Source organism: Luteimonas padinae (assembly GCF_014652935.1).
In the GTDB taxonomy this organism is placed as follows: Bacteria; Pseudomonadota; Gammaproteobacteria; order Xanthomonadales; family Xanthomonadaceae; genus Luteimonas; species Luteimonas padinae.
In genome coordinates, this window is record NZ_BMZT01000018.1 from 1 (window position 1) to 10,162 (window position 10,162).

Sequence of the window (10,162 nt, forward strand, 5' to 3'; positions counted from 1 at the left end):
ACCCCGGCTGGTCGGCGTCCCGCACTCCGCTCTCGCCTACACGCTAGAACAAAGCAAAGACACAAGCGGCTATAGCCGCGACCGGTGCTTGAGCAACGACCTGTGCTTGCGGAGGTTCTGGTCGCGGCTATAGCCGCTCCTACAGGGACGCATGCGGCTCAGACGGTCGCGTCGCCGTCGGCGGCCACGCCTGGCTCCGGCTCCTCCGCGCCACCGTCCGCGCCCGGCAGCGCCAGCGCCGCCGCATCCGGCTTCAGCTCCTCGCGCAGCGCCTTCTTGCCGCGCACGCCCAGTTCGGTGAGCCGGCGCGCGCGCGCCAGCACGCTCTGGTTCGATTCGTCCAGCCGCCGCTTCGCGCTGCCGTAGGACTTCTGCAGCTGGTCCAGCCGCGTGCCGACCTGCTCGAAATCGACCAGGAACGCCTGCAGCGCATCCAGCAGCAGGCCGCCGGTCTCGCCGATCTGAAGCGCCTGGCGGTGGATGCGGTCGCGCGTCCACAGCCGGTCGACCACGCGCAGGAGCGCCATCAGCGTGTTCGGCGAGGCGAACACCACCTTGTTCTCGAAGGCGTAGGTCTGCAGCGAAGGATCCGACCCCAACGCCGCCGACAGCGCGCCCTCGATCGGCACGAACGCGATGGTCACGTCCAGCGCGTTGGCACCGATGGCCGCGGGATAGGCGCGCTCGGCGAGATCCTTCACGTGCCGGCGCAGGCCGTCGCAGTGGCGGCGCAGCGCGACGGCGTGCAGCTCGGGCTCGTCGCTGGCGTCCATCGCCTCCTGCCAGGCGACCAGGTTGACCTTGCTGTCGACCACCACGCTGCGCTCGTCGGGCAGGAACACCACCACGTCGGGACGCAGAGCGCGGCCTTCGTCATCGCGCACGCCGGCCTGGCGCTCGAAGTGCACGCCTTCCTCCAGCCCGCTGCCGCGCAGCACGCTTTCCAGGATCAGCTCGCCCCAGTCGCCGCGCACCTTGCTGCTGCCCTTCAGCGCGCGCGTCAGCGCGGCGGTGTGGCCGGCCATGTCCTGGTTGAGGGTCTTGAGCTCGGTCACCGCGCCCAGCAGCGCGGCGCGCTCCTTCGCCTCCTCGCCGTACAGCGTGTCGATGCGGCTGCGGAACTCGCCCAGGCGTTCGTTGAAGGGTTTGAGCAGGGTCTCGATGTCCGCGCGGCCCTGGGTGTTGGCGGCGCGCACGCTGGCCTCGAACTGCCTGCCGCGCTCGTCGAACACCTTGCCCGCCAGCGCGGCGAAGTCGGCGGACAGCCGGGTGCGGGCCTCGTCGACGAAGGCCTGCATCTCGGCGCGCGCGCGCTCGGCGTGTTCGAGGTTGGCGCCGAGTTCGGCGAGGCGACGCTCGGCACGCGTGCCCTGCTCGCGCAGCTCGCCGCAGCTGGCTTCGGCCGCCTCGGCGCGGCGCAGCGCCGCGGCCAGGGCCTCGCCGCGTTCGGCCAGGCTGCGCTCCGCCACTTCCGCCCGGGTCCGCGCCGCTTCCAGCTCGGCGCGCATCGCGGACAGCGCGTCCGCATCGCGCCCATGACGCGCACGCGCGGCTTCGAGTTCGGCGGTGGCCGTGCCCAGCTGGCCCTGCAACCTGCCCGCAGCCTCGGCGGCGGCCTCGGCGGCCGCGCGGCTGGCGGCACGCTCGGCCTGCAGTTCGGCCTGCAGCCCGGCCTCGCGCTTCGAAGCCAGCGGACTTCGCCGCAGCTGCACCACCAGGAGCACGATGACGATCGCCGCGGCGATCGCCAGCACCAGCATCAACAAGGTCTGAACATCCATCGGCGCAGTGTAGCCGGCCCAGGTCGCATCGCCTGCGACCCGAAGCCCTGCGATCGCAGGCCTGGAATTCCCTGCCTGTAGGAGCAGCTACAGCTGCGACCCGCACTGGCGGGACACTTCGCCATCGCAGCTGTAGCTGCTCCTACAGGGGAGACGTGTCGCAGGGAGATGAGCCGTGTCGCAAGGAACGGCGTCGCAGGGAACGGCGTCGCAGTTGAGGCGGTCGCGCACTCGCGCAGGACGCTACACCACCCGGCAGAACACGGCCTTCAGGTAGCGCGACTCCTGCGCGTTCGCCATGAACGGATGGTCCGGCCCGGCGCCGGACACCTTCAGCACCTGCACCGTGCGGTTGGAGAAGAACGCCGCGCGCCGCAGCATGTCCAGGAACTGGTCCTCGCTCACCAGCCCGGTGCACGAGAACGTCGCGAACAGCCCGCCCGGCTTCACCACCGACAGCGCCAGCTTGTTCATGTCGAGGTACTTCTTCAGCGCCGGGATCACCTGCTCGCGGTCGCGGGTCATCTTCGCCGGGTCCAGGATCACCACGTCGTACTGCTCGCCCCCGTTCCCGGCGTCGCGCAGCCACGGGAAGATGTCGGCCTGCACGAAGCGCGGACGCACGCCGTTCAATTTCGCGTTGCCCTTGGCGATGTCGATCACGTCGGCGTCGATGTCCACGCCCGTCACTTCGCTTGCACCACGCACCGCCGAATACACCGCGAAGCCGCCGGTGTTGCAGCACAGGTCCAGCACGCGCTTGCCCGCGACCTGGCGGCTCAACCATTCGCGGTTCTCGCGCTGGTCGGCGAAAAAGCCGGTCTTGTGCGCGCCCGCCGGGTCCGCGCGGAAGCGGATGCCGTGCTCGGTGATGACGGCGGGCTCGGTGCCGGGCGTGCCGTGGAAGTCGAAGCTCTCCTGCTTCTGCACGTGCTCGTCGGCGAAGGCGTGGAAGCGGCAGCCGGGGAACTGTTCGCGCAGCGCGGCCATGATCCATTCGCGGTGGCGGAACATCCCGGCGCTGAAATACTCCAGCACCAGCAGGTCGGCATAGCGGTCGACCACCAGGCCGCTGAGGCCGTCGCCTTCGCTGTGCACCACGCGCCAGGCGTCGGACACCTCGTCCAGGCGCAGCACGTCGCGACGCAGCGACACCGCGTCGGCGATCTTCCGCGCAAACCAGCCCGCGTCCACCGGCACCTGCGGATCGGTTTCCAGGATCCGCACCGCGATGCGCGAATGGCCGTTGTAGAAGCCGCGGCCGATCCACTCGCCGTCGATGCCGACGACGTCGACGATGGTGCCGGGCTTTGGCCGCGGGTTCGGCTTCTCGACCAGCTTCTGGAAGATCCACGGGTGGCTGGAGCGCCAGGCGTTGCGCAGGCGGACGATGGGGAGGGCTTCGTTCATGGCGGGAATTCTACCGGGCGCCCGCCGCGGCGACGGGCGCGCGTGACGGGCGCGGGGCCATCCCCGCCCATGCGCCATGCCGCGTCGGCACCGAGACCCCCGCCCTTGCGTTGCCGCCTTCCGCCGCCATGCTTCATCCATGCACCTGCCCGGCCACGAGCATCCGCCCGACTCCGCCGCCCAGCGCGCGGCCGACTGGCGCCGGTTCCGCCGCGCCGCGGGCGCCTCGGCAGCCTTCGTCGCAGTGCTGGCCGTGGTCTACGCCGCGCAGTCCGGCTTCGACGCGCGCCTGTTCGCGGTGCAGCCGGGCACGCTGCGCGGCCTGTTCGGCATCCTCACCGCGCCGCTGCTGCACGGCTCGCTGGAGCACATCGTCGCCAACGGTGCGGCGGTGCTGTTCCTCGGCACGCTGGCCGGCTGGGTGTATCCGAAGGCGTCCCTGCGCGGCCTGCCGCTGATGTGGCTGGGCTCCGGACTCGGTGCCTGGGCGCTGGGCGCGCCGGGCTCGTTCCACCTGGGCGCCAGCGGCGTGACCCACGGGCTGATGTTCCTGGTGTTCGCGCTGGCGGTGCTGCGCCGCGACCGCGCCGCCATCGCCGCCACCATGATCGGCTTCCTGTTCTACGGCGGCATGCTGCTGACCGTGCTGCCGCGCGAGCCCGGCGTGTCCTGGCAGTCGCACCTGGGCGGCGCGCTGGGCGGAATCCTGGCCGCCTGGCTGTTCCGGCGCCTGGACCCCGCGCCGCCGCGCAAACGCTACAGCTGGGAGCTGGAGGAAGAGCAGGCCGCCGCCGATGCCGAGCGCGCCGCTGCCGAACGCGCGCAGTTCGAGCCTGCGGCACCCGACGACGTGCCGGTGCTGTGGCACCGCCCCGATCCGGGAACGGACGAGCGCGGCAAGGTGCTGCCGTTCCCGCCGCGCGGGCGCTCCTGACCCGGACGCGCTGACCCACGGACCCGGCCGTGCATCGCCCCGGACGCCACCGCCGGCCAGGTGCGGCTAGACTCGGGCGATGCGCCTGACCACCACCCTCCTGCTGATGACCCTCCTGCCCTGGGCCACCGCCACCGCGGGCGACGGCGCGACCGAAGCCGCGGCCCGCCTGCAGCGCTACACCGGCGACGTGCCCGGCGCCGCCCTGCTGGTGCTGCGCGACGGCGAGCCCGTGCTCCGCCGCACCGTGGGCCTGGCCGACGTCAGCGCCGGCGCGCCGGTCACCCCGGCCACCAACTTCCGCCTGGCCTCGGTGAGCAAGCAGTTCACCGCCGCCGCCGTGCTGCTGCTCGCCCAGGACGGCCGCCTGCGCCTGGACGACCCCGTGCGCCGCTGGCTGCCGGAGCTGCCCGCGAACGCCGACGGCGTGACCCTGCACCACCTGCTGAGCCACACCTCGGGCCTGCACGACTACGAGGACCTGATGGCGGTCGGGTTCCAGGGCCAGGTGCGCGATGCCGACGTGCTGTGCCTGCTGGCAGACGGCCTGCCCTGCGCCGGTGACGGCGGCCGCGCGCCGGACGGCGAGACCACGTTTACCGCCGACGCCGCCGCGAAGCCGCCCGCCTCCCGCGCGGCCGATGCCGCAGCCGATGCCGCCGGGGGCGACGACACGGCCGGAGCGGTCGCGGGTGCACCTTACTTCGCCCCCGGCAGCGCCTACCGCTACAGCAACTCCGGCTACGCCCTGCTCGCCCTCGTCGTCGAGCGCGCCACCCGCCGTCCCTATCCCGAGGTCCTGCGCGAACGCATCTTCGCCCCGCTCGGCATGGAGCACAGCGTGGCCTTCGTCGACGGCCGCAACACCGTGCCCACGCGCGCCTTCGGCCACAGCGCCGATGGCGCCGGCTGGCGCCGCACCGACCAGTCCACCACCAGCGCGGTGCTCGGCGACGGCGGCATCTATTCCTCCATCGACGACCTCGCGAAGTGGGATGCCGCGCTGTCCGACGACCGCCTGCTGTCCGACGCCTCGCGCGCGCTGGCGTTCGCGCCGCAGACCACCACGCCCACCGGCGAGGACGACGTCGCCGCCTACGGCTACGGCTGGCGCATCGACGGTCATGGCGCGCTCTGGCATTCCGGCGAGACCATCGGCTTCCGCAACGTGATCCTGCGCTGGCCCGTCGAACGGCTCACCGTGGTGATGCTGACCAACCGCAACGATCCCGAGCCCCATGCCGACGCCCGCGCGATCGGCGAAGCGTTCCTGCGCGAGGCCGCCGCACGCTAGGCTTGTGGCCTGTTCCGCCGCCGGACCCGCCATGCCTGCCGCCATCCGCCGTCGCCCGACGGCCGCCCTCGCGCTCGCCGTCGCCGGCGCCCTCCTGCTCCTGCCCGGCCTCTCGGCGTGCAAGCGCGCGGATGACCCCGACGCCGTGCCGGCCTCCGCAGACGTCGACCAGACGCAGGACCCGGCCGACGACCGCATCGCCGACGACGTGCGCACGCTCGCCGACGACCGCATGCAGGGCCGCGAGACCGGCACCCCGGGCTTCGACCTCGCCGCCGACCATGTCGCCGCGCGCTTTGCCGAAGCCGGCCTCGCGCCCGGCGGCGACGACGGCGGCTGGTTCCAGCGCGTCCCGCTGCTGCGCGCCACCCTGGTGCCGGACGGCGCGAGGTTCGAAATCAGGCTGGACGGCAAGTCCGCGATGCTGGCCTTCCAGGACCAGTTCCTGCCGATGGCCAACTTCAACGCCGCCGACGCCGCGGTCGACGCGCCCGCGGTCTTCGTCGGCCAGGCGATCCACGCCCCCGGCCTCGGCCACGACGATTTCGCCGGCCTCGACCTGCGCGGCAAGGTCGCGGTGCTGCTGGGCGGCGCGCCCGAGCGCTTCGACGACACCCGCCGCGCCTTCCACGCCGCACTCGACGAGAAGCTGCGCAGCGTCGCCGAGCGCGGCGCCGTGGGCGCGGTGCTGGTGGGGACCGCCGCCGACGAGGCGCGCACGCCCTGGGCGCGCAGCGCCGCCGGCTGGGAGCGGCCGTCGATGCGCCTGCGCGACGCCGATGGGCGCGGCATCGACACCTTCCCCGCGCTGCAGGTGGTGTCGCGCGTCAGTGCCGCCGCCGCCGACGCCCTGTTCGCCGGCGGCGAACGCAGCGCCGCGCAGCTGGCCGAGCGCGCCCGCGCCGGGCAGGCCGGCGGCTTCGACCTGCCGGTACGCCTGGCGCTGGCCGTGCGCACCCGCGTGGAACCGCTGGACTCGCGCAACGTCGTCGGCGTGCTGCGCGGCCGCGATCCCGCGCTGGCCGGCGAACACGTCGTGCACACCGCGCATCTCGACCACGTCGGCACCGGCCTCGAGGTCGACGGCGACGTCATCTACAACGGCGCGCTCGACAACGCCCTGGGCGTCGCGATCATGCTCGAGGCCGCGCGCACGCTGGCGGCAGGTGCACAAGCACCGCGGCGCTCGCAGGCCTTCGTCGCCGTCACCGCCGAGGAACAGGGTCTGCTCGGCTCGCGCTGGTTCGCACGCAATCCCGGCGCCGGCACCACCCTGGTGGCCAACATCAACCTCGACATGCCGGTGCTGACCGCGCCCAGCCGCGACGTGGTGCCGATCGGTGTCGAGCACTCCTCGCTCAAGGCCGCAGTGGACGCCGCCGCACGCGAGGTCGGGGTCAGGGTCTCGCCCGACCCCTTCCCCGAGGAAGCCGTGTTCGTGCGCAGCGACCAGTTCTCCTTCGTGCGCGAAGGCATCCCCGCCGTCTACCTCGACGGCGGCATCGAGGCCGCCGACGCCGAGCGCGACCCCAAGGTCTCCGCCACCTGGTTCATGCGCAACTGCTACCACCAGCCCTGCGACCAGGCCGACCTGCCGATCCACTACGGCGACGCCGCGCGTCTGGCGCGGCTGTCGGCCGCCCTCGCCCGCGGCATCGGCGACGCCGACGCACGGCCGGCGTGGAATGACGGCGACTTCTTCGGCGAGCGCTTCGGCGCGGATTAATCCGCGTAACGCTTCATCATTTCGTCGAACTGCGCCGGATCGAGGTGCGACGTCATCTCGGCGACCGCCCCTGCCACCCGCGGATGGCCCATCAGTCCGTCCATCGCCGACATGCCCAGCACCTCGAACGCCTTGCCGAAGGCCTCGGTGCCCTCGTACTTGATCGTGCCCGCCGACTCCGCGCCGCATGTCACGGTGATGAGCTTCGCGAACACCGCGCTGGCGTCCCGGCTCACGGCCGAGGCCGTGTCCGCGGGCACCACGGCCAGGTCGGCGGTCAGCGGATGCGCCGACATCGCCACGAAGATCCAGCGCACCAGCGCGTCGCGGTCGGCCTGGGTGCTCGACTCCTTGAGGCAGCTGGCAAGCCGCTCCTGGTGCTCGCCCGCGGCCAGAGGCGCGCTCGCGACCATGGCCAGGCCGGCGGCCAGGCCGATGATGGTCTTCCTCATCCGTGTCCCCTGTCAGTGGCGCGCGGCGACTCGCCTGCGCGTGGCGGGATGATAGCGCCGGCGCGGCCGCGCGCGCTCAGCCCTGGCGCCCGCCCAGCATGATCACCGCCATGCCGGCGAGGCACAGGCCCACGCCGATCCAGTCGGTCAGCGACGGCCGCACCGCATCGACCGCCCACAGCCACATCAGCGCCACGGTGATGTACACCCCGCCATAGCCCGCGTAGACGCGACCCGCCGCCTGCGGATGCAGCGTGAGCAGCCACACGAACGCCGCCAGGCTCAGCGCCGCCGGCACCAGCAGCCACGGCGTACGGCCTTCCCTGAGCCACAGGTACGGCAGGTAGCAGCCGACGATCTCGGCGAGCGCCGTGGCGATGAAGAGCGCGAGCACCTTGAACAGTTCCATCATCCGGACCTCAGGATCCCCGCGCCTCGTCGACCCGCCCGTGCAAGCCGGCGGCAAACGCCACGTACTCACCGAGCCTGTAGCGTTCCATGCGTCACATCGAATGAAGAATGAAGGTGATGCGCCAGCCAACGCCTGTCAGGCGCCGTCATGGACGGATGCAGTGCCCGCCCGTCCAAGCGTGCAACCTACAAGAACACGACGGCAACCGCAGCCAGGCATGCCAGGCCAATGAGGAAGGTGGCGATCCGTTGCCAGGTCCGTGCCGTGCGATCCCTGGCGAGCACGTAGCCCGAGACAGGAACGACCACCAGTAGACCGGCCAGTCCTGCCACAAGTGTCCATGTAGCGGCGTTCCAGATGAGTGGATTCGCGGGATACGTAAAGAGAACCGCGGCCGCGGCAACGGAAGCGCGGATAGCCGCGAAAGTGAGAAAACCTGGAGACATGAACTTGCGCATTGCTGCCACCGACGCCCAACTCCTTATGTCTTGAGTTTCCCCTAGCCTAAGAGCCGAGAGCCCGGCGTGCGCGCCCGATAACGCCTCGGTGTCAGCACCACCGTAATTCAGCAGGGGCCGCACGCCGGATCTCGCGCCCTGCGCCCGAACAGTTGATCGAGGTTTCCCTCGAACTGATAAGCGTGGGCCTCGGGCGCGATGCTCTCGGCCACTCGACTGTAACGGAGAACCGAGATGACGGCAGCAGGGATCGACGTGTGCAAGGCCAGTCTGGATCTGGCCGTAGATGGGCAGCCGGGCGTGGCGGGGTTTGCCAACAATCGCGCCGGCATCACCAAGCTGGTCAAGCGCCTGCAGGCACTCAAGACCACGCGGATCGTGGTCGAGGCCACCGGCGGCTACGAGGAGCCGCTGCTCGAGGCCTGCTGCGATGCCGGCCTGTGGATCGCACGGGTCAACCCACGGCAGGCTCGCGCCTTCGCCAACGCTACCGGCGAGCTGGCCAAGACCGACGACATCGACGCCCGGATCCTGGCACTCATGGCCCGGCTGTTCGCTGACCGCCTGCGGCCCTATGTCGCACCGCCGCCTTGGCAGCGTGAACTGCGCGACTGGCTACGACGTCGTGGCCAGGTGGTCGTGCTGCTGCAAGCCCAGAAGCAGCAGGCGGCCATGGCGCCTGCCTCCGTCCGCAAGCTGGTAGCGCGCACCATTGCCGCCTTGGTGCGCGAGCTGGCCACGATCGAGAAGACGATGAAGGCCCTGATCAACGAACACGCCACGCCCGCGCTGCGCTCGAGCAAGGGCTTGGGGCCTGTGTTCCAGGCCACCGTCCTCGCGCTGCTGCCCGAGCTGGGACATCTGGACCGCAGGCAGATCGCCAAGCTCACCGGCGTGGCGCCAATGAACCGGGACAGCGGACAAGGCCAAGGCAAGCGACGGATCCGAGGCGGCCGCGCGCCTGTTCGCGTCGCGCTCTACATGGCGACGCTCTCAGCCGTGCGCTGGGATCCTGTGATGAAGGCGCACTACCAGCAGCTGCGAGCACGCGGGAAGCTTGGCAAGGTGGCTCTGGTGGCGTGCATGCGGAAGCTGCTCGGAATCATCAATGCCAGGCGCCGTGACGAGCTTCGCGACGAGGCTCTGGCACTGGCTTGAGCGGCACGCTTCAAGACAGTTGCTGAAGCCTACGTGTGACCATGATGGAATGACCCAGTGGTGTCGGATGTTGGATCCGACAACTCCATGTCGAATGCTTGTCGAATCCGGGCGAGCGTATCTGTTGAATCGAGGCCATACTGCTCCTGCAGCGCGTTTGCGGCATGACGCGCAAGGTCTGACAGAAGAATGCCCCAAGACGCAGGCTCGTCACGGCCGCTGTCATGCCACAGCCCAATGTTGAGTGTGCAATGCAGGCCCTTCTCTGCGGCCCAAGCGCTGACAAGTTGCCTTGCCGATTCATCGCGCTGCGCTGCTGGTGGAATGACTAGAGGCTTCATAAGTAGGCCTAACACTTAAGTTAAGCCGCGCCGCAGCGGGGCGTGAAGCACATGGCAAGCTACACCTGCCATGTGGTTTGCGACCCGATGCGGTGTCGGCTTGAACGCATTGTTAGGGATGCTCTGAACAAATCCTTCGGCGACAATAGCGCAAGGTTCGACGGATGACGACGATGCAGCTGAGCTTCGGGGACGC

The 10,162-nt window shown here is 70.8% G+C and carries 10 protein-coding genes; 4 read left to right on the forward strand and 6 right to left on the reverse strand.

Going from position 1 to position 10,162, the window contains the following annotated elements; genetic code table 11:
* Positions 1-158: 158 nt before the first annotated feature.
* Both IE168_RS14165 and IE168_RS14170 read right to left on the reverse strand, forming a co-directional pair.
* Entirely contained in the window at positions 159-1,781 is a 1,623-nt protein-coding gene (locus tag IE168_RS14165) for a DNA recombination protein RmuC (protein WP_189499418.1), read from the reverse strand.
* Between the two features lie 243 nt (positions 1,782-2,024).
* Positions 2,025-3,191 (reverse strand): class I SAM-dependent rRNA methyltransferase, encoded by a 1,167-nt coding sequence (locus tag IE168_RS14170; RefSeq protein ID WP_189499422.1) that lies wholly within the window; start codon positions 3,189-3,191, stop codon positions 2,025-2,027.
* 139 nt (positions 3,192-3,330) lie between these two features.
* Between IE168_RS14170 and IE168_RS14175 the strand changes: the two genes are divergently transcribed.
* The 3 genes from IE168_RS14175 (at position 3,331) to IE168_RS14185 (ending at position 7,145) form a co-directional block, all read left to right on the forward strand.
* Positions 3,331-4,125, forward strand: a complete 795-nt coding sequence (locus IE168_RS14175; RefSeq protein ID WP_189499424.1) for a rhomboid family intramembrane serine protease — start codon at positions 3,331-3,333, stop codon at positions 4,123-4,125.
* Positions 4,126-4,204: 79 nt separating this feature from the next.
* Positions 4,205-5,419: a serine hydrolase domain-containing protein gene (locus tag IE168_RS14180; protein ID WP_189499427.1), complete on the forward strand. Its 1,215-nt coding sequence runs from the start codon at positions 4,205-4,207 to the stop codon at positions 5,417-5,419.
* A 31-nt stretch (positions 5,420-5,450) separates the two neighbouring features.
* Entirely contained in the window at positions 5,451-7,145 is a 1,695-nt protein-coding gene (locus IE168_RS14185) for a M20/M25/M40 family metallo-hydrolase (protein ID WP_189499429.1), read from the forward strand.
* Here the strand turns inward: IE168_RS14185 and IE168_RS14190 are convergent.
* The 3 genes from IE168_RS14190 to IE168_RS14200 form a co-directional block, all read right to left on the reverse strand.
* Entirely contained in the window at positions 7,142-7,597 is a 456-nt protein-coding gene (locus IE168_RS14190) for a hypothetical protein (protein WP_189499431.1), read from the reverse strand. The genes IE168_RS14185 and IE168_RS14190 overlap by 4 nt on opposite strands.
* Positions 7,598-7,673: 76 nt before the next feature.
* Entirely contained in the window at positions 7,674-8,006 is a 333-nt protein-coding gene (locus IE168_RS14195) for a YnfA family protein (protein WP_189499433.1), read from the reverse strand.
* Positions 8,007-8,194: 188 nt separating this feature from the next.
* Positions 8,195-8,467: a hypothetical protein gene (locus IE168_RS14200; RefSeq protein WP_189499435.1), complete on the reverse strand. Its 273-nt coding sequence runs from the start codon at positions 8,465-8,467 to the stop codon at positions 8,195-8,197.
* A 234-nt stretch (positions 8,468-8,701) separates the two neighbouring features.
* Between IE168_RS14200 and IE168_RS14205 the strand changes: the two genes are divergently transcribed.
* Entirely contained in the window at positions 8,702-9,625 is a 924-nt protein-coding gene (locus IE168_RS14205; RefSeq protein WP_189499438.1) for an IS110 family RNA-guided transposase, read from the forward strand.
* A gap of 29 nt (positions 9,626-9,654) precedes the next feature.
* Here IE168_RS14205 and IE168_RS14905 read toward each other — a convergent pair whose 3' ends face one another.
* Positions 9,655-9,966: a DUF5076 domain-containing protein gene (locus IE168_RS14905; protein ID WP_081459326.1), complete on the reverse strand. Its 312-nt coding sequence runs from the start codon at positions 9,964-9,966 to the stop codon at positions 9,655-9,657.
* Positions 9,967-10,162: the final 196 nt, after the last annotated feature.

Bases quoted from the DNA above. Each gene is read 5' to 3' on its own strand.
- IE168_RS14195 (WP_189499433.1), bottom strand. From the start codon at position 8,006: ATGGAACTGTTCAAGGTGCTCGCGCTCTTCATCGCCACGGCGCTCGCC.
- IE168_RS14905 (WP_081459326.1), bottom strand. From the start codon at position 9,966: ATGAAGCCTCTAGTCATTCCACCAGCAGCGCAGCGCGATGAATCGGCA.
- IE168_RS14180 (WP_189499427.1), top strand. From the start codon at position 4,205: ATGCGCCTGACCACCACCCTCCTGCTGATGACCCTCCTGCCCTGGGCC.
- IE168_RS14190 (WP_189499431.1), bottom strand. From the start codon at position 7,597: ATGAGGAAGACCATCATCGGCCTGGCCGCCGGCCTGGCCATGGTCGCG.
- IE168_RS14200 (WP_189499435.1), bottom strand. From the start codon at position 8,467: ATGCGCAAGTTCATGTCTCCAGGTTTTCTCACTTTCGCGGCTATCCGC.
- IE168_RS14185 (WP_189499429.1), top strand. From the start codon at position 5,451: ATGCCTGCCGCCATCCGCCGTCGCCCGACGGCCGCCCTCGCGCTCGCC.
- IE168_RS14165 (WP_189499418.1), bottom strand. From the start codon at position 1,781: ATGGATGTTCAGACCTTGTTGATGCTGGTGCTGGCGATCGCCGCGGCG.
- IE168_RS14205 (WP_189499438.1), top strand. From the start codon at position 8,702: ATGACGGCAGCAGGGATCGACGTGTGCAAGGCCAGTCTGGATCTGGCC.
- IE168_RS14175 (WP_189499424.1), top strand. From the start codon at position 3,331: ATGCACCTGCCCGGCCACGAGCATCCGCCCGACTCCGCCGCCCAGCGC.
- IE168_RS14170 (WP_189499422.1), bottom strand. From the start codon at position 3,191: ATGAACGAAGCCCTCCCCATCGTCCGCCTGCGCAACGCCTGGCGCTCC.